Source organism: Nostoc sp. DedQUE02, from assembly GCF_034531035.1.
GTDB lineage: Bacteria > Cyanobacteriota > Cyanobacteriia > Cyanobacteriales > Nostocaceae > Nostoc.
Map to the genome: position 1 here is coordinate 198,287 of NZ_JAVRBY020000002.1, position 24,652 is coordinate 222,938.

Genomic DNA, 24,652 nt, shown 5'->3' on the forward strand with positions numbered 1-24,652 from the left:
TGCACAATCCAAAAAATCCAAAATTGAATTAAGGAGTAGCTAATGGTGAAACTAATTTTACCCGATCATCTCATTGCAGATATAGAGCCACACCTACCATCTAATATCGATGTAGTAGAGGTGGATAGTGAAGGTAATCTCGATGGTGATGCCAGTGATGCAGAGATTTATGTCAATGGATTTTACCTGAAAACCTCTACTCTTGACAAAGTACTGACAGCAGCACCCGCGCTGCGTTGGCAACAGTCACCGAGTGCTGGCGTAAATCACATCCTCACGCCAAATTTTTTGCAAAAGGACATCATCCTCACTAATGGTGCAGGGGTTCATGCAATTCCAATTTCGGAATTTGTACTGGCATTTATGCTCTATCACGCCAAGAATCTGCGGAAATTGCAAACTTTGCAGGATGAGCATACTTGGATAAGAGGAATATTTCTTGAAGAGTTGGCAGACGCAACTTTATTAATTCTCGGCACAGGAAATATCGGTCAAGCGATCGCATCTCGTGCTAAAGCCTTTGGAGTCACAGTTTGGGGTAGTCGCCGCCATCCCGAACCCCTACCGAATTTTGACAAAATTGTAGGCGCTGATGAGTGGCGATCGCTCCTTCCAGCCGCAGACTATGTAGTTATTGCCACACCATTAACCCCAGAAACTAAAGGCTCGATCGATGAAGCTGCGTTGCGCTCTATGCGTCAGTCAGCTTACCTAATTAATATTGCTCGTGGTGCGATCGTCGATGAAGCCGCATTACTCACTGCACTCCGCGAAGGATGGATTGCAGGTGCTGGATTAGACACTGTTGCTACCGAACCTCTCCCACCGGAAAGTCCCTTGTGGTCGTTACCGAACGCCTTTATCACACCCCATTGTTCAGCCTTGTCACCACGCCTAAGAGAGCGCATAGCACAACTATTTATCGACAATCTTCAACGCTACCAAAATGGTCAGCCCTTGCGGAATGTTGTAGATAAGCAAGCAGGATACTAAATATTGGGCATTGGATATGGACAAGAGACAAGGGAGACAAGGAAGAAACTTGTTCAATAATTCCTCCTTGTCCTCCTTGTCCCCTGCTCGCCCTACTCCCCACTCCCCAATCACTTAACTTTCAGCACCGACTTTCCTAAAGATTGGCAAATAACATCATTTTGCGGTGTATGGATACGGCTACACAGAACATCACGGTAGTGACGCTCTAAAGGATTTCTTTTTAATAGACCAGGATTACCAGTTAGTTCTAAGGCAATCTCCACAGCACGAATTGAGTTGGTTGTGGTGAGGTATTTTACAGCCTGTGCCTGTAATCCTACGTTAGGCTCATATTCACCCTTGTCAATATCTTCAGCCAAACTATAAATCAATCTATTGTTAGCAAAAAGCAGTGCTTCTATCTCACCCACGGCAGTTTGGAAGCGTGGCAGTGTTGCCAGTGGCTCTTTGAGATTAGAAGGCGATCGCTCCCAAAGATATTTAGTAAGCCAGTCTCGCGCACTACTAGCAACACCGAGATATAAAGCACTCACTGTCAAACTGCCCCAAGTGGCAATCAGTGGATCAAAGGATGGTGCAGCAGATATAGGGTTGATATTTAGAGCATACTCTGAGGGAATTAATACATTCTCTAAAATGAGATCGTGGCTACCTGTAGCTCTCATTCCCAAGTGATCCCAAGTTTCGACAATTCTTAAACCTGGCAGATCGCGCGGAACTAGAAAATTCCCAACTTGTGGTTCATCTTCAGTTGTCCGTGCCCAAACAACAAAGTAGCTGAGGATAGGACTACCTGTGGTGTATTGCTTATGTCCTGTTAAACGCCAGCCTTCTGTTGTTCGTTCAGCAATTGTTGCAGGCAATCCGCCTCTAGCAGGCGTTCCTAACTCTGGTTCAACACGGGCAGCATTTAGCAGTGCAATGCCTTCGATTGATTCACGACACAACCGCTTATATACTTCTGGATGCCAGCGACGGCTACGGGCTGCATGAGCATGTTGCAGGTAGTGCATTGTCAGAACTAATGCGGTTGAAGCATCGCCACGCGCTATCCCTTCAATCACTCGGCAGATAGTTGTCAGTCCCAAATCCTGACCACCATATTCATGTGGGATGGTGAGATTGAGCAATCCTGCTTCATGCAAAGCTGTAAAATTCTCGAAGGGAAAGGAACCATCTCTATCGTGTGCCCCTGCACGGGTGGCAAAATCTTTAGCCAGAGCCTCAACTCGGTCGAAAATATTGGGGAGAGTTTCTAAGCCTTTGCCTACAAAGATGTCTGGCACTGTTTGCTCCAACTTTGACATAAATACTCCTTCACAATTCACTGTATTACTGAATCACAGATGCTTTTCAATATGGAAGCATTTCAAGTTTGCAGAAACATCAATTTTTCGCACTACAGCAGTCTCGATTAGGTTAGTTGTTAAATTATCTGACTTTTCACGGTAAGTACTCAAGCCCCGAAAAAGCGTGGCTTTTTCCATAGTTTGATTATCAATAGCCTGAGTTAATGATAATCAACCTATGGAAAAATCAGGGCTTGGGAAACCCTGAAAGTGATCTTTTCCACATACGTGAAAAGTCAGGTTAAATTATGCACCTCGCAACCCATACTTAGAATGGTGGCAGAACACTAATTTTGATTAACTGACAACCACAAAATTATTTGCGGTTAGTGACAATCCAGCTGATAGTTGGGCAAATTTTACCTGAGTAAAGCCAGACGCACTACCATCTTGGTCAAAGAATAGTCCACCTGTAATGTTGTTGTAGATAAATCGTTGAGCGATCGTCATTGCAGATGTTCCAATGGTAAACTGATTAGCTGAAAGTGAACCTATTGATAACCCTCCACCAAAAGTAGTAGCCGATACCTGAATCAATTCATTAGTCGCGTTGAAGTCATCAATAGTACTAACACCTTTAATGGAATAGAAATTAAAGGTATCAGTACCAGATCCTCCATAAAGAGTACCATTACCTTGAGCGCCTGAGAGGGTGTCATTGCCATCACCACCATAAAGGATACTATTACTTAAATACCCACCGGTCAGGTTATCGTTACCTGCACCGCCAAAAATTGTATCATTGCCATCGGCTCCATTTATCGTATCATTGCCATTGCTCCCCACAATGTTGTCATTGTCGATTGAACCTATGATATTTAATCGTTCGATAAACTTATAGCTAACTTGATTATTGTCAGCTGTAATTGAGCCAACGTTAGTAATAGCATTGAATGTCGAAGTGATTCCTCCAATACCATTGATGTAATCGGCATACAAAAAATCATCACCTTGACCCCCATCTACTGTTTGAGTTACTAAATCAGAGGGGACAGTAGATGAGGCGTCTACATAAAAAAAGTCATTGCCATCGCCCCCAGAAAGCAGATTATCGCCTTTTGAATAAGTAACATCCAGGGAATCGTCACCAATGCCACCGTTAAGAGTGTTATCACCTTTTGAACCGCTAGCACTCAAGCTATCGTTACCTGCACCTCCTTCTAGGGTGTTATTGCCCAAGGAGCGAGAGTCGTAGAAACCATAGGAATCGGTGTAGTAACCGCCATAGATGCCAAGAGAATCATTGCCATCGCCCCCAGAGAGCAGGTTATTACCTTTTGAACCGCTAGCACTCAATGTATCGTTACCTACACCTCCTTCTAGAGTGTTATTGCCCAAGGAGCGAGAGTCGGAGGAGGAAACGCTGCCGCTGTCACTGATCCCGTAGTAGAACAGGCCAGAGATGTCAAGAGTATCGTTGCCATCGCCCCCAGAGAGAAGGTTATCGCCTGTTGAATTGCTAGCATTTAAGCTATCATCACCAATACCACCGTCAAGAGAATTACTGCCTGCATTGGCAATGAGAGTATCATTTCCCGCACCACCAATGAGAAAATCATTTCCCGCACCACCTCTGAGCAGGTCATTACCACTTTTGCCGTCGATGATGTCGTCGCCCCCCTGACCATTGATGACATCATTGGAGTTGTCAAAACCCGTAATGTTGTTGGATAGGTCATTGAGAAAAGTAACAGTGTTCTTTTTGAACAGAGTAGTTTGAGTGGAATTAGCACTAAACACATCAAAACTGTCGGTGATGCTGGTTTGTCCATCAAACAGGATATTGCCAATAGCTGGGCGTGAAGAAGTTGCTGGCAAATTATTCAGGTTTTCTAAGAGGAAGTTTTGCAGAATAACTTTGTTGCTATTAGCCAAACCTTCAAAGGTAATTTCTAAGTTGTTACCATTTTGAGTTAATTGTAGATTTTGAGCAGTGAAGATACTACCTGTAAATTGCAAGGTGTCTAAAGAAGCAATTACCGCAGATGAGGGATTCGAGTCTTTACCTACACCACCGAAATCCGTGATCATATCAGTGTTAGTGTTTTCATCGAAGCTCTGGCTTAAGTCGTAAACAAATTTATCATTGCCCGCGCCACCAGTTAGGATGTCGTCACCAGTCCCACCTATCAAGATATCATTACCTGCACCGCCAATAATCGTATCTTTGCCAGCATAGCCTCCAGAGAGCGTATCGTTCCCACTGTTGCCAACAATGTTGTCATTGTATGCGGTAGCTAAGATGTTTAATCGCTCGATATTCTTATAGCTAACCCGACTTGTACCCGCCGTAATTACTCCAATGTTAGTAGTGGCATTGAATGTAGTTGTAAGCCCCACAGAAGCATCGTTGTAACTGCCGTAGACGGATAACACATCATCACCCTTACCTCCATCGATCGTATCATTGCCATAGCCCCCAGAGAGCGTATCGTTCCCATCATTGCCAACAATGTTGTCATTGTATTCAGTACCTAAGATATTTAATCGTTCGATATTTTTGTAGCTAACCCGACTTGTGCCCGCCGTAATTGTTCCAATGTTAGTAGTGGGATTGAATGTCGTTGTGATACCCCCTGTAGGATCGCTGTAATTGGCGGACAACACATCGTCACCTGCTCCCCCATCGATCGTATCTTTGCCACCCGCGCCCGTGGAGAGCGTATCGTTCCCAGCACTCCCAACAATGTTATCATCATAGGCTGTACCAAAGATATTTAATCGTTCTACATTGCTGTAGCTAACCCGATATTTGCCAGCCGTAATTGCTCCCTTGTTTGTAGTCGGATTGAATGTTGTTGTGATACCCCCTGAAGCTAACGTGTAATCGACGAACAACAAATCGTCACCCTTACCTCCATCTACCGTTTGAGTCACTAAATCAGAGGGGGCTTCATCTGGGAATGTAGGGCTTAGATACAAGAAATCATTGCCATCGCCCCCAGAGAGTAAGTTATTGCCTGTTAAATGTTCAGCACTCAAGGTATCATCACCAGCGCCACCGTTGAGAGTGTTATTGCCTCGGGAAAACGAATAACTGGCGCTATCGCCGGAAATAGATAAATAGGCATCAATGGAGAGAAAATCATTGCCATCATCCCCAGCGAGTAAGTTATTGCCTGTTGAAGACTCAGCCCTCAAGGTATCGTCACCAGCGCCACCGTTGAGGGTGTTATTACCTGAAGAGTTAAAATTAGGCTCTCCTCTATAAGTAGAGATGCCAGAGGTTGAAAGAGAATCATTGCCATCGCCCCCAAAGAGTAAGTTATTACCTGATGGAGACTGAGCATTCAAAGTATCGTCACCAGCGCCACCGTCGAGGGTGTTATTACTTGAGGAGAGGTAATAGATGTAAGCGCTGGCGCTGCTACCAACAATAGAGGCGTAAAGAGAATCATTGCCATCGCCCCCAGAAAGTAAGTTATTGCCAGATGTTGCCCCAGCATCCAAGATATCGTTACCAGCGCCACCGTTAAGGGTGTTATTGCCTGTTGAAAATTCAACATTCAAGTAATCGTTACCAGTACCACCAATCAGGGATTCATTGCTTCCAACGAGGGATTCATTACCTACACCACCAACGAGAGTATCATTCCCCGCACCACCAATGAGAGTATCATTCCCTGCACCACCTCTTAAAAGGTCGTTTCCACTCAAGCCATCAATAATGTCATTGCCACCCTGACCATTTATGACATCATTTGAATCGTCTAAACCCACAATATTGTTAGAGAGGTCATTGAAAAAGGTTACTGTGTTCTTGATACCTATAGTAGTATCAGTGGAGTTGGCATCAAGGACATTAAAACTGTCTGTGATGCTAGTTTGCCCATCAAATATGATATTGCCGATCGCTGGTGTTGTTCCAGAAGCTTTCAGGTTCTCCAAGTTTTCTAATTTGAAGTTTTTCAGAATGACTTGGGGGCCTAAAAACCTTGTTGTATAAGCATCCCCTTGAAAGCTGATTTCCAGATTGTTACCATTCTGGGTCAGTAGCAAATTTTGGGCAGTGAGATCATCACCCTCGAATTTGATGGTATCCACTTCGGCAATGACTGCTGCTGTCGGGTTTGTTCCTTTACCTACGCCACCAAAATCGGTGATGATAGTATTCTGGTTGTAGTTGTAGTCGTAGTAAATAAATTTATCCTTACCGCCTCCACCAGTTGAGGTGTCGTTACCACCGTTACCATATATGGTATCGTTGCCTGCAAGACCGTTAATTGTGTCTGCCTCATTACTACCTTGTAGAGTATCGTTACCGTTGCTTCCAATGATATTTGCCATAACTTTTACCTGACTAAATCGATTTTTTCAGTAACTTTAGTTCTCAATTTGGTGTTTGTGCGGTTTTCAGGCACAAACAATTCAGCGAAATCTGCATAGTTAATTCCTCACGCCTGAGGAACAGTGAATTTCTGGAAAATTCATCCGATTCTAAGGCTTGTACTATCATTTATTTAACTATTCTCTTATTATCTAAGTCTTAAGCACTGTACAAATTCATCAGCGTCTGCATTCAGGATAATCAGTGATTTCATACTAAATTAATCATCTTTGTTCAGTAGAAATTACTCTGACAGGCATCAAAAACTTTGACAATTAAATGCCTAAAATTCATCCTTCATGTTTGATTTTGCCAGTGCCTAAGTCCTACTATTAAGAAAAAATAGTCAACAGTTGACTCTTGAGCGGTAAAGAAATTTTTATACCCTCCTTATAGAATATTCTTCGTGGGTATCTAGCTTGAACATAGAGAACATCGCACAATACTTCTCGGTTTTTGCAGTTTCAAAAGAAGAATTTGCTTTGGGGGAAAGGTAAAAGGTTTTTTCTTAGTTTTTCCCCTTAACCCAAAAGTATTGGAACATCTCAGTAGATTTAAAACAACTACATACTTGATATCTTACTTAGATGTCTAGACTTAAGTACTCATCTTTGCATACTCTTCACATTATTTGCTGCTTAATGTATATACCAATACTAAACTTTGTGTTTTCTTCATCTATTTCAGGTTGGGCTGTTGGTGAAGATATAGTATCTTGCACTTGATTCAGGGATTGGGCAATATTTTGCTTAATGTCTGCTGAACTATTGGCTCGCCTTTTTAACTCGCTGTTCAATAAAAGAGAGAGCAATAAACCGATTTTTATGCCTTTCAAGAGCTTCAGAGGCTATTTTACTAGCCTAAATGTTTTGCCAATCTTGCTTCTTTAAGACGTATTCATCCCATTTCTACAAACGTTGAAACCCTCGAAATCCCAATTCAAAAATTGTTTGCGACAAATGTAGCTTGGATCAACGAACGAAACCCAACGCCAAAAAACTCGATTTTGTTGAGTAACACTAAAGTTCAAACCAACCTATGCATCTATTGCATTCTTTTCGGAAATTGGTATAAGTTGGCAGAGGTATTGATATAGCAAATTAACCAGAGAATTCAGCGATCGCCTCATAGCTTAACGAATCGCTAAACTCCTTATGTTTGGTTATGGCGGGAGATAGTTTATGTTTCCCCGCCAACGACTACATCTCGAATTCGGAGACTAGGGCCACCACAACCCACAGACAAGCCATTTTGTCCTCCTTTACCGCAACCGCCGGATTCATCCCAGTAAAAATCATCACCAAGTGCCTCAATATCTGCTAAAGTTTGGAATACATTGCCCGAAAGCGTCACATCCCGGACAGGTTCAGCAATTTTGCCGTTCCTAATCATCCACGCTTCGCCAGCACTAAAGGTGAACATTTCCCCATTCGTCATTCCACCCAACCAATTACGCGCATAAACTCCTTCTTTGATATCGGTGAATAAGTCTGCGACTGGTGTTTTACCCCGTTCAATCCAGGTATTTGTCATCCGCACAATCGGAGTAAAGTGATAGTTGAGACAGCGTGCGTTACCCGTAGGCGCTTCTTCCAATTTGCCTGCGGTTTCACGAGAATGTAAACGTCCAACTAAAACTCCATCTTTAATCAGTTGAGTAGTAGTGGCAGGAGTGCCTTCATCGTCGTAAAAATAGCTACCGCGATGTCCCTCTGGAGCCGCACCATCAAAAATTTGGAGTTCTTCTGGGCCAAACCGCCGTCCGATGGTCATAACTTCCAGCAAATCGGGGTTTTCGTAAGCCATATCAGCCTCAGAAAGATGTCCGAAGGCTTCGTGGACGAATAAACCCGTGAGAATTGGGTCAATGACAACGGTATAAGTATTGCCCTTGACCGATGGTAGAGACAAAGCAGTGATCGCTCTTTGAGCTGCACCTTTTACCTGTTCATCCAAATCGGTTAAATCTTCGTAAGCTTTGCGAGAGCCAGTAGTTTCCCGTCCTGTTTGGACAGTTTCGCCATTTCTGGCGGTGGCGGCAAAACGCATTTCCATATCCACCCAAGATTGCTCGATCAAAGTGCCTTCCGAGGTAGCAATGATCACTTTTTGGGCGCTGTCACCATAGCGTACCGAAGTAGTGGTAATTCGCCGATCAACGCTTTTGAGTAATTGGGCATAGCGATCGCACAGCTGTTTTTTGTTCGAGAGTGGGATATTTCGGGGATCTGCGCCTTTTAGGGGTAGAACGCATATTGCTTGCACCGGGTCAATGGGTGCAAGTAAAGTTTCTTCATCACCAACCATCCGCGCAGCAGCGATCGCTTCTTCAATACGATCTTTGATTGTCGCCAGTTGATTAAAGCAGCTCAACCCCCATCCACCTTTATAACAAGCACGAATATGTCCACCAATGGAGATGCCTTCGCTTAGGGTTTCTACCTTGTCACCACGCAACAAGATATCAGTCCCTTCTGCTTCTTCAAGGCGAATCATCAAATAATCTACACGCCCTGAGTACTGGGCGATCAGGTCAGAAAGTAAATTTTGTGCGTCAGCAAGTGTAGTCGGCATTTTCAATTAGTAATAATGACGAACTGCATTTATTTTGCAATTATTTGGGGAACTTCTGCTAATCAATATTAAAGAAGCAGGGAGGCAGGGGGAGCAGGAGGAGATGGCAACGCCAAAGGGGAAAGGGCAAGGGGCAAAGGGGAAAGGAAAGCTCCCTCCTTTTTCCTTTTCCCTTTTTGCTACCCGAAGGGTTTTGCTCAATGCCCAATGCCCAATCTTTAGTACTTCCAAGTTACGGTGGGTAAGAACTGAATGATGTGCTAAGGTAATCAAGTGAGAATAAAATTCGGTTACAGCGTTTGTTTTTAGTATTGACAGGCTTTTCCCTTTTGGTCTTAACAAGCTTGTCTCCGAAATCTAAATCTCTACACACCTATGATTTTGGAGATAATGCATGTCAATTTATGTAGGTAATCTATCCTACGAGGTAACATCAGAAGACCTCAATTCTGTATTTGCCGAACACGGTACTGTAAAACGGGTTCAGTTGCCTACTGACCGTGAAACAGGACGTCCTCGCGGCTTTGCTTTCGTAGAGATGGGCACAGAAGCTGAAGAAACAGCTGCCATTGATGCTCTTGATGGGGCTGAGTGGATGGGACGTGACCTTAAAGTTAATAAGGCTAAACCCAAAGAAGATAGAGGTGGTTCCTTTGGTGGAAACCGTGGCAACAGTGGTGGTGGCGGTGGATACAACAGAAATAGTCGCTACTAAACTTTAAGATCAAAAATTAAGTTTTAACGTCTTAAGGGCAGAATCATTATCTGCCCTTTTTGCACTCCGGTCTACTGGATAGCTTAAAATTGCCCAGTACCAATTAAGTAGGAGATGAAAATGACCCAAGTATTTGTGGGCGAAAATGAAGGAATTGAGTCAGCCTTGCGTCGATTTAAGAGGGAAGTTTCCAAAGCAGGTATTTTTCCAGACATGAGAAAGCATCGTCACTTTGAAACGCCTTTGGAAAAACACAAGCGCAAAGAAGTCGCAAGGCACAAACAACGCAAGAGAAATTTCCGTGGTAATTGACAATTAGCAATACTTACGGTGAGCTACGCTAACGCATCTCATTAGATTCTTAGCTGTCGAAGAGGCGATCGCTGGCTGTACTCCAAAAAAGAATCTAATGAGTAAGTTTTGACCTTCGGAAACCTTTTTTATTCTCAGGTATCTATACAAAATCTTCGGAATTTTTATTTAGTTCCTGCTATTCTGCATCGGTGAGAAGTTACAGGGATAACTAGTTATAAAATAATTCATCAATTATTCGGTAAGATGGGCAGAGTAATGATAAACTTTGTTCCCTCACCAGGCTTTGACAAGCAGTTGACTTGTCCATTATGTTTATCCACAATAATTTGGTAACTGATTGCTAATCCTAGCCCAGTTCCCTTACCCACGGGCTTAGTTGTGAAAGATTGCTCAAAAATTCGAGTTTGCACCTCAGCGAGCATACCTGGGCCATTATCTTGGATGCAAATTGTGACGTTTTCTTGCTGAGGATCAACCGATGTCGTAATGGTGATGATATTCGGGCAATCAGGAATCTCTTGATCGGACTGGTTTTGATTAAGTTCATCAAATGCATCAATGGCATTGGCGATGATATTCATGAACACTTGGTTCAGTTGTCCCGGATAGCAGCTGATTGGAGGTAAATTACCGTATTCTGTTACAACCTGGATTTTAGGGCGATCGCCCTTGCCTTGGAGTCGATGTTTCAACAACATTATAGTGCTATCGATTCCTTCGTGAATTTGAAACTCCACCTGAGATGAAATATCTGCGCGAGCAAAAGTTCTTAAAGAGAGGCTAATCTCTTTAAGACGGGTAATTCCCTGGCGCATTGATGCCAATAATTTCGGCAAATCCTCTGCCAGATACTCCAAGTCGATTTCTTCAACAAGCTCTTGAATTTCTGGGTCTGGCTGCAATAGCTTTTGCTGCTGGAGGCTCACCAGGCGAAGCAAATCATTTACATATTCCTCAATATAGGATAAATTTCCACCAACAAAACCAACCGGATTATTAATCTCATGACCAATACCTGCAACCAACTGCCCAAGAGTGGACATTTTCTCACTCTGGATCATTTGTAGTTGGGTTTGTTGTAACTGCTGTAGAGATTGAGTTAATTCTGCGGTGCGTTCTTGCACACGTTCTTCTAATGTGCGGGTGAGATGGGAAATTTTCAAGTGCAACTTTAAACGCGCAATTACTTCTTCGTGTTGGAAGGGTTTGGTAATATAGTCAACTGCACCAATTTCTAACCCCGCCACTTTGTCTGTAGAATCAGCCAGGGCAGTCATGAAAATCACCGGAATATTCTGAGTGATGGGATTGGTTTTCAGCCTGCGACAAGTTTCAAATCCATCAATACCTGCCATCATTACATCCAAGAGAATCAGATCGGGATGAGCATATTCTGTTTGTTCGATCGCTGACTCTCCATCGGTTGCCATCAGGGGTTTCCAGCCACACCCCTGAATCGCTTCCGATAGCACCTTGAGATTGTTTGGATTGTCATCGACCAACAAAATATGTATAGGTTTCGAGATAGGAACAGCGATCATGGTCGTAACTCCGTTGTAACAAATGATTTGAGGAATTTACGGATTTTTCCGGTTTGGAAATTGGCAGTAAGTTTGCTTAACTCTGCCACGAAGGGAGCTAGCTGACTGTTTTGCTCAATTAGCTCTCTTAACATTCCCTCGATCGCCGATATATCTCCCATCATTGCCAGATGATATAGTTGCTGCAAAACATCTTGGGATGGTAGAACCCATTCACTACTAGTTACCTGCTCACCTTTGGGAGGCGAAGATTGGGCATATATCCATTCCACTCCTAACAGCGATCGCAACCTATTAAGTAGTTCGTCAATCTGGAGGGGTTTGGGCAAGAATGCTGTTGCCCCTGCCTCTAAACTCCGTTGGCGATTTTCCTCAAACACACTGGCACTAGAGACGATGATCGGAATAGAACGGGTTTGTAGATTTCCTTGCAGATGAACCATTAACTCAAAGCCATCCATATTGGGCATGGCTAAATCGAGTAGAATCACATCTGGATTGTGTTCAATTGCTAGTTGTAGCCCATATTTGCCATCGGTCGCTTCCAAGGTTTGACAGCCAATTTCTTGCAGCAGATTGCTCAACATAGAACAGTGGTTGCGATCGTCATCGACAATGAGAATCTGAGGCGCACTACCCCGAATCGCAGTAATTCTCTGGGTAGTTGGGGCGCTTGTTGGTACATACCAATCATGCTCAAGGGGTACTGGTACTATCAAATCTAGCCAAAACACACTTCCTTCACCCAGGTGGCTCTGCACCTGAATTTGGCTTCCCATCAATGCCGCGATTCTGTGGCTAATCGCCAATCCCAAACCAGTACCTTCAGATCGCTGCCTTGCTTCACCAACTTGCTCAAAGGGTAAAAAGATTTTCTCCAGTTGATCTGGTGACATCCCAATACCCGTATCTTCAATCTGAAAACGAATCTTCTGAAGTGTCATTTGTCCATTGTCATTTGTCAGCCCTTGCGTTGGACGGGTTTCCCCGCTTGTAGCAAGTGGCGTCATTTGTTTAGATTCTTGACTAATGACTTCCACTTTAAAAGTTACGCTACCACTGTCTGTAAATTTGATCGCGTTGCCTAGTAAGTTAATCAACACTTGCCGCAGCCGTTTTTCATCGACTTCAATGGCAAGTGGTAGGCGATCGCTAATTAAAATATTAAATCCAATCCCTTTTTGTTCAGCCCGGATACCACAAATCTCAGTCACGCCATGTAAAAAACTGGGCAGATGTACACTGGTGACAACCAAATCCAATTTCCTCGCTTCTATCTTCGAGAGATCGAGAATGTCATTGATCAGCATCAGCAGGTGCGATCCGCATTGGTAGATAATGCTGACTCCTTCGAGGTTTTTAGCTGTCATGTTTGGCGATCCTTCTAGTACCTGGGCAAAACCAAGGATGCCGTTGAGGGGTGTACGTAGTTCGTGGCTCATGTTGGCGAGAAACTCACTCTTGGCCTGATTGGCAGCATCGGCAGCTTGTTTTGCCTCAACTAATTCATGAGTTCGTTCTTCGACCTTTGTTTCCAAGGTTTTGGAATAATCTAATAGTTGATTGTTGGCAATTTCTAGTTGACGATTTATTTCTTCTAACTTCTGCTGTTTATAAGCATTGGTTGTTGCAATCACACTACCGATAAACGCGGCTAAGGCGGGCGTTACCGGAATTAAAACACCATGCAAAAACGTCCCATAGCCACCCACTATGCAGGCTCCACTGATGCCTACAGTTGCCCAAAGAATTTTGCCACCAGGAATCCGCCGCTTGTGACGCGCACTAGCTAACCACCAACTGCCTGTAGAACCGATGACAGACCAAAAAACAATCCCAAGTGATAAATAAATCCCAGAAACAGCGTGTAAACTGGTTTTTCCTGTTTTTGCTCCTTGTACTAGTTGATGAGCAATATTGGCATGAATAAGGACACCTGGAGTCGGTTTTTGGGCAGATACCCCAGAAGAGAAAGGTGTGCTGAAGAAATCATTGGTACTGGAGGCGATTGACCCAATAAATACCATGCGATCGCGCATCAAATCTGCCGGAATTCTCCCTGCTAACACATCGCGCAGGGAAACTGTGCGAAATGCTGCATCCGTTCCGTACCAGTTGAGCAGAATTTGATAGCCTCCTAAATCGGCATCGGTATAACCTGCTTCTTGATTTTGCAGTGGTAAGTAAATTTCCCTACCCAACTGAAACTTTTGCTGTTGGGGGTCAATGCTTTCTAAACTAATTTTTTCAGATTCGAGGTATTTAAGCGCTACAAGGGTTGCCAGTCCGGCTTTAATGGTATTTTTTTCTTTAGTATCTTCAGCAGTCAGGAGCGCACGACGCACAAAGCGATCGTCATCCAACACCAAATCTGCTAATCCTACCTGCTCCTTTTTTTTCAGTTCCGGTGGGGGATTGACGCGTTCACCAGTAATTTTCTCGACTCCGATCAAATTAGGAGTGTTGCGGAAGACTTGAACAAGTTGCTCGTGTCCGTTTCCTTCCGGTAAATCTCGATAGAGATCCAATCCAATGGCGCGGGGCTGCTGCGCTCGGATTTTTTCTAATAATCGTGCCAGCGCCCAGTCTGGAACTGGCCATTTACGCACCGATTGGATATCACGCTCATCGATTGTGACAATCACAATCTCATCTGCGATCGTCTGTGGCGTTGACGTAGCCTGCCATAGGTATCGCTGACGAACCCATTCGTCACGAATTTTCCATTCCGGTAAATTGAAAAGTCCCAACGATTGCCCAACCATAACAGTCAAAGCAACGCTGGGAGTAATAATTAAAACGCTACGAGTGCGTTGGATAAAAGCCTGGAATCTGCGCCACATATTTGTGCTATACAGTTCATTGATCTCGGTCAACGTTGATGGAGCAAGGCTCCACTAAAACGTGTCTAGAATTGACTAGTAGTTCGCTTTCGTAACTTGGCGGGGTAAAGGGGCAAGGGGAAAGGGAAAAAGGGTTATTCCTTTACCCTTTTCCTAGCCCTCACCTAACAATTTTGGTTTGGCAGACTACTAGGAATTAATTAATAGATGCTGTTACAATCTCCTTCAAACTCACTGAGGATAAAAGTTCTTCCCATTGTTTACGGAGAGTTGCATTGCTAGGTTGGGCAGTGTATGTCGCTGCTAGTGTTGCTACACAGTCATACCAAACACCGTTTTTACCAAAAGCAGTGGCCCGCTTTAGAGCATCTTTGTCTTGCATTGCTATTGCCAACTCAGCGTCCGGCTGGATGCGCTGAACCCAACCATCGACGTAAGGCGTACTCGGATTGAGTTGTCCATCTATTTTGAGTGCTAGGAACCATTGATAGTTTTTGCCAACGGCTAAAGCGGGTGCATCGGCTGGTAATTTGATCGCGATGACCCCAGTTTTCCCCGCAACTGGAACATTCATCTGATATTGCATATTGCCTGTTTCATCTTTGAGGCTCAACACAGCTTCTTGGGCATTGGAAGCTGGCAGATATACCAGAATGGTGGGACGTTCAGACACGGTTGTGCCATAGAAGTTTTGGGGTAAAAGGGCGATTAACGCTGCTGGTTCTGTTGTACTTGTGGTCGATGGATTCAAGTAGTAAGTACCAACGCGAGAAGCTCCTCCACTTGCTTGTTGGGGAGCGCCTTTGCCTGCGGTAGGTGTGAAGAGGTTGCCTCGAGAAGCTCCTCCTGTTGCTTGTCTGGGCGCACCTTTGCCTGCGGTAGGTGTGAAGAGGTTGCCTCGAGAAGCTCCTCCCGTTGCTTGTCTGGGCGCACCTTTGCCTGCGGTAGGTGTGAAGAGGTTGCCTCGAGAAGCTCCTCCTGTTGCTTGTCTGGGTGCGCCTTTGCCTGCGGTAGGTGTAAATATGCTACCCCGCGAAGCTCCTCCCGTGGCTTGACTAGGAGAACTGCTGTTAGGGGGTGGGGTAAATGTAACAGCATAGGCACTACACGCACTACTAGCGATTAGAGCGATGACGCTCAATGTACTAGCTAAATATCGACGTTTCATGATGTTTGACCTCATTTAATTAGAATGTGATACAAAATACGTTCCCTTTGGCTATGGCCAGAAGCTAAGAGAATAAGTTTAAGCAATAGTCAACAGATTTTAATTTTTGGATTTTGGACTTCATTGTGAGCGCTCAATCGAACGATTTTGAATTTGTTTCACCCATAACAAACGTTAGTCCAGTATCAACCAAAAGAATCTAAAATTGGCATAGTCAAATCAGGAAACTTTTACTAAAATTATAGGCGGAGTCTAGCTTGAATATTGTAAAAATTGTAAAAACATTAAATCTAAAAAGCAGTGTTATTACTTAATTAAATCCAATTTCCAATCAAAACAAAGCCAGACCAAAAGAACGGATCGCGGAAATCAGTTTGGCGAATTAGGTTAATTTGTGCTTGTCTTAGTGCTTCGGCTTTAGTGATTTTAGGTTGTCGCAGTTGGTCATAGAAGCGAGTCATGAGCATTGCAGCTGCCCGATCTTTGACGGGCCATAGGGTAGCAATAGTAGAACGAGCGCCGGATTTGACAGCCAAGCCCGCCAGTCCCAGGACGGCGCGATCGTCTCCTGTTGCTGTATCGCAAGCACTTAGTACTAGCAACTCGATGGCTTTCGAGGGATCGCTACCCCGATTTTTGAGGAGTTCAGATAATTCCTTAACGTTGACTTTTCCATCCCAAGTGAGCAAGAAGGTATCTTCGAGGCGGGAACTAAATTGTCCGTGGGTTGCGAGGTGGACAACACCTGCACTACTGGATTTCACCCGTTCAGCAAGGGCTTGACTGGTGAATTTCTGGTTCAGCAACATGGAAGAGGATACCGCTTTGGAGATTTGTTTTACCTCTGATTCCACGGCGGGCAAAGCACTAAAGCCAGAGCGAGATTGGCTGATGCCACCGACGATCGCACTAATGTGATTTTGATGAAGCGATCGCGTCGCCATCAGTTGCAATCCTGGTGAGAGCGCCACAGCATACTTCTCAATCAAATATTGATTACCGTCATACAGGGCTGCAATCGGAATGTTACGTAACTTACCATCCAAAACAAACACCAATGTTTTAGTATTGGTAAAAGCTTGTTCCTGTTCGGCAGGACGAATCAGCCAATCATAAATCTGTTGAGACAATCGATTCCGGTCTTTAGAATCGGAAACCGGGTTGAGAGCTACTAAGAATTTATTGAGAGTTTGCTCAATTTCAGCTTGAGATTTTTGAGTGACATAGTAACGCAGAGGTTGTCCAGCTTTGGAGAGAATTACTCCTAAGCGATCGCTTAGGATAATTGGATAAATAACCGTTGCTGTGGGGTCAACTTCGTCAATTTGCTGCGCTTTATCTAAACAAGCTTCGCGGAAAAAGTTATCAAGCTCGGCGATTTGGAGTGACTCAATCAATTCACGAGCTTGCATCAATGCAGGCTGAGTTGGTTGCTCATCGAGAAGTAAACCCACCAGTTCCCGATAGACAGGCTCTACACTTTCGCGGAAAGAAAATTGGACATCGGGGTTGACGGCAACCATATCCCCTCGTAGTGACTTTAATGACTTAACGGCTTCGGTATAGGCTGTAATTGCTTTGGAGCGATCGCCTTGTTGTTTATACAACTGTCCCACCTGCCATGCCGATTGAGCAATGATATCGTCAGCCCCAAGCTGACGGGCAATATTGAGGGATTTCTCGGCTAATTCCTTGGCCTGTGACCACTGCTTTGTGCGACGGTAGAGTTGTCCCCACTGATGTAGTGCATAAGCTTCTGCGGAAGCATCCTGAATTTTTTGGGCAGATTTAACTGTAAGTGCCATAAGTTGTACTAAATCTTTGCTGGGGAAAACTCGATCGGAGTTTTCCAAGCGATTCAAGGTTGCCACAAAATTAATCGCTGCGTAAAGAGAATTATGGCTGGGTGGTAGTTCTTGAAACTGTTGCTGCAACTGAGGTGCCAGGGGGATAGCATATTCAAGTTTGTCGTAATCCACCAATAATTTGAAACGAGCTAAACGCGCTTGCAGAACTTCATTCGGGTTCATAGCTGCTGTTTGTGCGTCTTCAAAGTAATTTAATGCTGCTTCTGGATCTTGGGAGTCAGAAGCAACTTTCCCTAGAGCCGAAAGAATAGAACTTAGCTGAGTTTTAGCTGCTATTTTGTTCGCTGTGGCTAAACTTTGTTCTAAAACTTCCTGGCTTTTGCCATCACCAATAGCGTGCAAGGCCAAACCGAGCGATCGCAATCCACTAACTTTGATTTCATTATCCGGCATCTTTTGGAGTTTTTGAGTCAGCACCTCTAACTGTTGTTTGGAGCGGCGATAAAATCCTAAACTTTGTAAAGCTTGTGCCTGATTGATTTGACTGCCCAAGCTGCCCATTTTGTCGCCTGCTTGCTCATAAAATTTTTGAGCTTGTTGCCAACTTTCGAGAGCGGTTTCAGCTTTGCCAGTATGCAATTGCAAATTTGCCTGGGTATTGAGTGCCTGCGCCCAAAGAATTGCATCAGCAGAGGGAATAGAGGTTTGCAATAGTTTTAGACTTTGCTCAATAGACTGTTGAGCTACTTCCCATTGATTAAGTTCTTGTTGTGCCAGTGAGAGGTAACTTAAACTTAGAGCTTCGCCCTGGCGATCGCCTTGGGTATGGTACTGTTGTGCTGCCGTTTGCCAAATCGTCACTGCTTCGGCAAAGCGTCCTGAATGGTAGAGGTTTCGTCCCTCTTCTAGTCTGTTGGGAGGTTGGGAAGAAGAGAGAACTGGGGTTGTGACTGGTGGAGATGCTTTTATCGGTGTAATGGTAAATGCTAAACACAAACTTAAAATAGCGAGGCTGACATATAGCCAACGAGTTTGTTTAATAAAGAAAGCCATAATTACCATAATTAATTAGTTAATTACTTAACTTATAATTGAGCAGTTTGTTTAATGATTAGTCACAGGACGAGTGTTGAGGAAATCACTAAATCGCTGTATGTATAATTCCCAATTTCAAATGAGAAATATCATTTGAGCGGCGATGCTTCAGCAGTATCGCGATCGCTTTGGAGAATTAGACCCTTGACTTTAAAAAAATTAACTCTTGGGAATAGCAGCACAGTTGGCGTTGCTGATTCCATGTATGAAAACGATTTTGTATAATACCAAAATCCTTGTAGAGACGTAGCACTGCTACGTCTCTACATCTAGATTTATACTTCAATTCAGCAATGCCGCACAGTTTGATGTTTGTTGCACCTGAGCAGAAGATTTATCTGCAAATAACTCACATGGATATGTGATCAATAGCGTAACGTACCCGAAAGATAGCGAAAATAAATATTTTTGTTATACAAATACGTTTGCAGACAATGTAACAATAGCGATCGCAAGCCAATACTTTTAGTCATACCTACCAGTGAACGCCCCTACCAACATCTCTGCACAAACTCAGAATCGCAAAGCCGATCACATTCGGATCTGTTTAGAAGAAGATGTTCAGTCTCATCAAATCACCAATGGACTGGAACGTTATCGCTTTACCCATTCTTGCTTACCCGAAGTCAACCACAACGATATTGATATCAGTACAACTTTCCTGGGGAAACACCTTGGCGCACCCTTGTTAATTTCTTCCATGACTGGCGGCACAGAACAAGCCGCAATGATTAACCAACGTTTAGCCCAAGTCGCACAACACTACAAAATTGCGATGGGTGTTGGTTCCCAGCGCGTAGCAGTAGAAAAACCTCAAGTGGCTGATACTTTTGCTGTCCGCAAGTATGCCCCCGATGTTCTGCTATTTGCGAACTTGGGCGCTGTACAACTTAACTATAAGTACGGCTTAGATGAATGTTTGCGCGTAGTTGATATCCTAGAGGCTGATGCACTGATTTTACACATTAACCCTCTACAAGAGTGCATTCAACCTAAAGGTGATACTAATTTTCGGGGTTTACTTGACAAAATATCTAAATTGTGTTTTATGCTACCAGTGCCAGTAATTGCGAAAGAAGTTGGTAACGGTATTTCAGCAGCGATCGCACAAAAACTCATCGCCGCCGGAGTAGCAGCAATTGATGTCGCTGGTGCGGGCGGTACTTCTTGGGCAAAGGTGGAAAGCGAACGGGCAGAAAATCCCTTACAACGTCGCTTAGGGAGGACATTTGCCGATTGGGGTTTACCGACGGCAGAGTGTATTACAACTATTAGAGCAATCGCCAAAGATGTGCCTTTAATTGCTTCAGGAGGTTTGCGTCATGGATTGGATGTCGCAGCCGCGATCGCTTTGGGAGCAGACATAGCTGGTTTAGCAATGCCTTTTTTACAAGCAGCAGCAACATCAGAGACAGCAGTAGCGGAACTCGCTGAAGTATTAATCGCCGAAATCACCACAGTTTTATTCTGCACTGGCAACGCTACCTTGTATCAGTTAAAGCACTCTGACAGTTTACAGCGCATAGAATAAATTAAGTAGGTCATTAGTCATTCTTCCCCATCCCCAATGACGGCAGTTGACGGCAGTTGCTCCACTTGGGGAGATCCCTTGGCGCTAGCCTCTCACGAATGGGAGAAGACCGCACTGCCTCCCAATGCCCAATTCCCAATAACAAATAACTAATGCGTAATTTTATCAAACAAACTTTTGCTAGTTTAATTGGCACCTTATTAGGACTAATTATTTTTGGTGGTCTAGGAACCACTGGACTGTTCTTGCTGATATTAACTGCTAGTTCCTCTAAAGATACTGGGCCAAACGTGAAAGATAAGTCAGTGTTGGTTTTTGACTTGTCAATGAAAATTACTGATAGCGAACCTAGTTCAGGCGAACTGTTTCAAAACACAATATCAGGTGTAGATGACGATAGAATGGCACTCCGCAAAGTTGTGGAAACTTTGGAAAAGGCGCGACGCGATCCGCGAATTGTCGGGATCTATCTGGATGCAACGAACGCAAGCCAAACTGGTAATGTCGGCTATGCTTCCCTTAAAGAAATTCGGAAAGCGCTAGAAGAGTTTCGTGCTGCTGGGAAAAAGATTGTCGCTTATGGCAGTGATTGGAGCGAAAAGGAATATTACCTTAGTTCGGTGGCAGATTCCATAGTCCTTAATCCTCTGGGAATGATGGAAGTCAACGGTTTGAGTTCACAACCAATGTTTTTAGCGGGAGCATTGCAGAAGTATGGCATTGGTGTTCAAGTCGTGCGGGTAGGGAAATTTAAAGGAGCCGTTGAACCGTTTATTCTCAACAAGTTGAGTCCAGAAAACCGCGAACAAACTCAGAAATTGTTGGATGATGTTTGGGGAGAGTGGCGCACTGCTGTAGGCGCAAGTCGGAAAATTGAACCTAACCAGTTGCAGGCGATCGCAGATAATCAGTCACTACTAGAAGCTACACAAGCCAAAACTAACGGTTTAGTCGATCAAGTCCAATACCCCGATGAAGTGGTAACAGACCTGAAAAAGTTGACAGATAGCAAGAAAGAAGACAAAACATTCCGACAAATTAGCCTGGATAGCTACGCACAAGTTTCTGGTAAATCCTTGGGTGTAGAACGTAACTCCAAAAATCAAATTGCTGTTGTTTATGCTGAGGGCGAGATTGTCGATGGCAAAGGTGATGATGGGCAAGTAGGAGGCGATCGCTTTGCCAAAATCTTCAACAAAATCCGACAAGATAAGGATGTGAAGGCTGTTGTATTACGAATTAATAGTCCTGGTGGTAGCGCTACCGCAGCCGAAGTCATGCAGCGAGAAGTGAAATTAACTCGTGATGTCAAACCAGTTGTAGTATCAATGGGTGATGTCGCTGCCTCTGGTGGTTATTGGATTGCTAGCGATTCTAATCGCATTTTTGCAGAACCAAATACCATTACAGGTTCCATAGGGGTATTTGGGATGTTATTCAATGGGCAAAAGCTGGCTAATGAGAATGGTATTACTTGGGATTCAGTGAAAACCGGACGTTATGCTGATAGTCAAACAGTTTCGCGTCCGAAATCGCCCCAAGAATTGGCACTTTATCAGCGCAGTGTTAACCGCATTTATGATATGTTTCTGAATAAAGTTTCTCAAGGTCGGAAACTCCCAGAACAAAAAGTAGCAGAAATTGCCCAAGGAAGGGTTTGGTCAGGTGTGGCGGCCAAAGAAATCGGTTTAGTGGATGAAATTGGCGGTTTGGATAGTGCGATCGCATACACTGCCAAGCAGGCGAATTTAGGAGACGACTGGGAAGTGCAAGAATATCCTCGCACTAGCAGCTTCGGAGAACGCTTTTTTGGGCGTGCAGCAGAAGAGGCGCGGACTACTTTCGGGATTGAGAGGACGCAACTCAAATCAGCCAATCCTCTTACCACGGAATTTCAAAAATTGCAACAGGAAGTAGAGATTCTGCAAAAGATGAACGATCCACAGGGGGTCTACGCCCGCTTGCCTTTCAACTTGAAGATTGAGTAGATGTTTTTTGAGTATCAGTGGGCAACAACTCAGCGAATACTGCGTCAAACTAGTTTTGAGGATTTGTAGTCAAGATTTTAGTCCTTGTTTTCTCAGAGCTAAAGTCTTTGCTACGAAATTGTGTATCGATCGATTTAAAGATAGATGACTAGGACAAAGCACATGAGTTTACCTCGCCAGCCATAAACCAGCTGACATTTGCTGCTTGGATGTGTAAAGTAGTTTAAAGTCAACTACAATTTCTAACCTTTGACAGAATTTTAGATTTGGACTTTTGCTGAAGCAACCTGGTTAAACAGTGGCTCAAGTATGGAAAAATCTAAAATTTTTTATCCAAAACAAGTGTAATTACATACCAACCCAATTTAAAGTCTAAAATACAAAATTGAGTAAAACATCCATCTATGGCTAGAAAAACACAACGCCTTTTGCTGCTAATTGTTTCTTGTAGTATCACTGGTGTAATTTTAGGAGGTACTGCTGGTTGGGCAGAAAGTAATCTTTGTTTGGGAGACAGTAAAGTTACAAGTGAGTGCCTAACCCAAGATCCAATCCAAAAAACTATCCAAGGAATGAGTACTGGATTGTTAGCTGGGGCTGGGGCTGCTTTTGGTGCAGTCTGGCAGTTACGAAATGAAGATTGAGCATGAACTACCGCTAACCCGGAACTCCGGGTTAGATTAGGTTTTTGTACTAATTAGCCAGTGCCTCCACTTTGACTGTCGCCCAGCATTAAAGTCATGTGGGTCAATTATCTTAATTTATATGGCTTTGGAAGAATACCGATCTATTAATGCACGAGCAGATTTCTGGTGTTGTTCAGCTAAATATTGAGGAGAGATAAACTGAGCATTACCCATGAAGCGGTACACCCAGCGACAAAACTCCTCAAGCGATCGCTCAGGCAATCTCACAATATAATCTACATAAGCAGCTTTGCTATGTGTCTTATTCATAAGTCTGGGTTAATCGCCTGGATTGGTGAACGAAATAATCAGCTTTTTGGTCACTTACGTTGTTTTATTGACAAGAGATAACCTTGCTATTTACTGAGTGTACATTTCTAATTAAAAATAATTTCAGGATTTTCAGGATCATAATTGGGAACTTTGTCTGGAACTATAGATTCAATAACTTCACCATCGACCCTTATCCGATATGCAATAATAGGCCAATCATCAGTACAAAATACTCGAAATTCTTGCATTATATATTTTGTACGGGTATGAATGAAAAAGTTTAGCCTTAACTGTTCTTTCTGACTCAAATCAAACTGTATAGCCTCTGTTAATATTTTGTTTGGATACAGACTGTCGAAGGCAAAATATTTCTCTGTCCAGAATCGTTTATTTTGAGGATCAATTTCCTCATCTAAATCAATGTAGCGCCCATGTATATCAAAAACCGGATACTCAGATTGATTAAGCAAATCGAGTTCTAGTTTTTTACTACTACGAAGCGTAGGCATAAAGTAAGCAACACTACCGCCTCCAGTTGCATAACCAATCAGATCATTAGTTTGCTTCTCAATTTTGTGTACAAGGCTGTCTAAATTGCTATTTATTTCTTGTAGCCTCTTAAAGTGTTCTTGATCTCGGTAAGACAGAAGTGCCAAGTATTCTTCTTCAGTAATTTTTATGCTCAAATACTCTAATCGCGTACCATAATTTTTTGGTGTATTTAAGAGCAGTGCTAAACGTTCGAGATGATAAAGTTCAATAACTATACTTATGTCAAGATTTATTAATATTTTTCGCTCATTAAGTTTTAGTTCTTGATTTGTTATAAATACTAAGCCATCTGCTCTATTCTTTTCTACACCCTTTAAATCGCAAGAAAACTTTTTCTTAATCGCCTGTAGTGTTTGTTGACCTCGTGGGAAGTAGACAGCACCCACCAGCTTTAAATCATCCTTGACACAAATGAGGTCTTTACCACCATCTTTTCCACCTAACGGATGTGATGGATCTACGGAGTAGCCTTCAGTTTGCAAGAGTGTACTAGCCAACCTTTCTGCAGGTTTCTGCCCCTTTGTCCACTCGCGCAATCGATTCCAAGTTTCATCGCCATCAAATCGCCTTGAATGTTCCATTGCTCCCTGTACTCTAGTTCTTAACAGCTTTGATTATTAAAAAATTAGTATCTCACCGTTCAACTTCAAAGCACTATCTTAACTAAGAACTCAAGCAGCCTAAGTAGTTATATGATAAAGCCTGCTGTTGAGTTTATTGCTCCTTTTATACATTTACAGCCAATGATTTCCATGTTTTCTGACAAGCCAATTGTCTAACTGTGCTAACACTTCGCTGCAACAGACTGAATCGATATCTGGGTTGAGATGCAAAGAAGTATTCCTATGGGCGCATTTGCTTTCTTGGTAGCTTATAGAGAATAATCACAAA

16 protein-coding genes are annotated in these 24,652 nt (G+C 43.4%); 6 read left to right on the plus strand and 10 right to left on the minus strand.

Annotated elements, in window-relative coordinates; all coding sequences use genetic code 11:
- Positions 1–42 precede the first annotated feature (42 nt).
- Positions 43–993 carry a D-2-hydroxyacid dehydrogenase gene (locus tag RMX98_RS03325; protein ID WP_322678259.1) on the plus strand — a complete coding sequence of 317 codons (951 nt, stop codon included), beginning with the start codon at positions 43–45 and terminating at the stop codon, positions 991–993.
- Between the two features lie 110 nt (positions 994–1,103).
- Here RMX98_RS03325 and RMX98_RS03330 read toward each other — a convergent pair whose 3' ends face one another.
- The 4 genes from RMX98_RS03330 to RMX98_RS03345 form a co-directional block, all read right to left on the minus strand.
- Positions 1,104–2,303: an acyl-CoA dehydrogenase family protein gene (locus tag RMX98_RS03330; RefSeq protein ID WP_322678260.1), complete on the minus strand. Its 1,200-nt coding sequence runs from the start codon at positions 2,301–2,303 to the stop codon at positions 1,104–1,106.
- Positions 2,304–2,642: 339 nt separating this feature from the next.
- The gene (locus RMX98_RS03335) at positions 2,643–6,632 is read right to left on the minus strand and encodes a beta strand repeat-containing protein (RefSeq protein ID WP_409881044.1); all 3,990 of its coding nucleotides are present in this window, start codon (positions 6,630–6,632) and stop codon (positions 2,643–2,645) included.
- Between the two features lie 662 nt (positions 6,633–7,294).
- Positions 7,295–7,507, minus strand: a complete 213-nt coding sequence (locus RMX98_RS03340) for a hypothetical protein (RefSeq protein ID WP_409881045.1) — start codon at positions 7,505–7,507, stop codon at positions 7,295–7,297.
- A gap of 344 nt (positions 7,508–7,851) precedes the next feature.
- Complete coding sequence (locus RMX98_RS03345) at positions 7,852–9,246, minus strand: TldD/PmbA family protein (protein ID WP_322676410.1); 1,395 nt, start codon at positions 9,244–9,246, stop codon at positions 7,852–7,854.
- A 394-nt stretch (positions 9,247–9,640) separates the two neighbouring features.
- Here RMX98_RS03345 and RMX98_RS03350 point away from each other — a divergent pair, with 394 nt between their 5' ends.
- Both RMX98_RS03350 and rpsU read left to right on the plus strand, forming a co-directional pair.
- Positions 9,641–9,961 (plus strand): RNA-binding protein, encoded by a 321-nt coding sequence (locus RMX98_RS03350; protein ID WP_322676409.1) that lies wholly within the window; start codon positions 9,641–9,643, stop codon positions 9,959–9,961.
- 120 nt (positions 9,962–10,081) lie between these two features.
- A complete protein-coding gene (rpsU, locus tag RMX98_RS03355) occupies positions 10,082–10,273 on the plus strand; it encodes a 30S ribosomal protein S21 (RefSeq protein WP_322676408.1) in 192 nt (63 codons plus the stop codon).
- A 230-nt stretch (positions 10,274–10,503) separates the two neighbouring features.
- Here the strand turns inward: rpsU and RMX98_RS03360 are convergent, their stop codons facing one another.
- From RMX98_RS03360 to RMX98_RS03375, 4 genes are all read right to left on the minus strand, one after another.
- On the minus strand, positions 10,504–11,817 hold the full coding sequence (locus tag RMX98_RS03360; RefSeq protein ID WP_322676407.1) for a response regulator: 1,314 nt from the start codon (positions 11,815–11,817) through the stop codon (positions 10,504–10,506).
- The gene (locus RMX98_RS03365; RefSeq protein WP_322676406.1) at positions 11,814–14,660 is read right to left on the minus strand and encodes a CHASE2 domain-containing protein; all 2,847 of its coding nucleotides are present in this window, start codon (positions 14,658–14,660) and stop codon (positions 11,814–11,816) included. The genes RMX98_RS03360 and RMX98_RS03365 overlap by 4 nt, the downstream gene beginning before the upstream one ends.
- Before the next feature lie 196 nt (positions 14,661–14,856).
- Positions 14,857–15,828, minus strand: a complete 972-nt coding sequence (locus tag RMX98_RS03370; RefSeq protein ID WP_322676405.1) for a DUF928 domain-containing protein — start codon at positions 15,826–15,828, stop codon at positions 14,857–14,859.
- Between the two features lie 314 nt (positions 15,829–16,142).
- A complete protein-coding gene (locus RMX98_RS03375; RefSeq protein WP_322676404.1) occupies positions 16,143–18,689 on the minus strand; it encodes a CHAT domain-containing protein in 2,547 nt (848 codons plus the stop codon).
- A 523-nt stretch (positions 18,690–19,212) separates the two neighbouring features.
- Between RMX98_RS03375 and fni the strand changes: the two genes are divergently transcribed.
- The 3 genes from fni (at position 19,213) to RMX98_RS03390 (ending at position 22,894) form a co-directional block, all read left to right on the plus strand.
- Positions 19,213–20,262: a type 2 isopentenyl-diphosphate Delta-isomerase gene (fni, locus tag RMX98_RS03380; RefSeq protein WP_322676403.1), complete on the plus strand. Its 1,050-nt coding sequence runs from the start codon at positions 19,213–19,215 to the stop codon at positions 20,260–20,262.
- Between the two features lie 152 nt (positions 20,263–20,414).
- Positions 20,415–22,250, plus strand: a complete 1,836-nt coding sequence (sppA, locus tag RMX98_RS03385; RefSeq protein ID WP_322676402.1) for a signal peptide peptidase SppA — start codon at positions 20,415–20,417, stop codon at positions 22,248–22,250.
- A 404-nt stretch (positions 22,251–22,654) separates the two neighbouring features.
- Positions 22,655–22,894 carry a hypothetical protein gene (locus RMX98_RS03390; protein ID WP_322676401.1) on the plus strand — a complete coding sequence of 80 codons (240 nt, stop codon included), beginning with the start codon at positions 22,655–22,657 and terminating at the stop codon, positions 22,892–22,894.
- Positions 22,895–23,011: 117 nt separating this feature from the next.
- Here the strand turns inward: RMX98_RS03390 and RMX98_RS03395 are convergent, their stop codons facing one another.
- Entirely contained in the window at positions 23,012–23,206 is a 195-nt protein-coding gene (locus tag RMX98_RS03395) for a WYL domain-containing protein (protein ID WP_322676400.1), read from the minus strand.
- 107 nt (positions 23,207–23,313) lie between these two features.
- Positions 23,314–24,342 (minus strand): hypothetical protein, encoded by a 1,029-nt coding sequence (locus tag RMX98_RS03400; protein ID WP_322676399.1) that lies wholly within the window; start codon positions 24,340–24,342, stop codon positions 23,314–23,316.
- Positions 24,343–24,652: the final 310 nt, after the last annotated feature.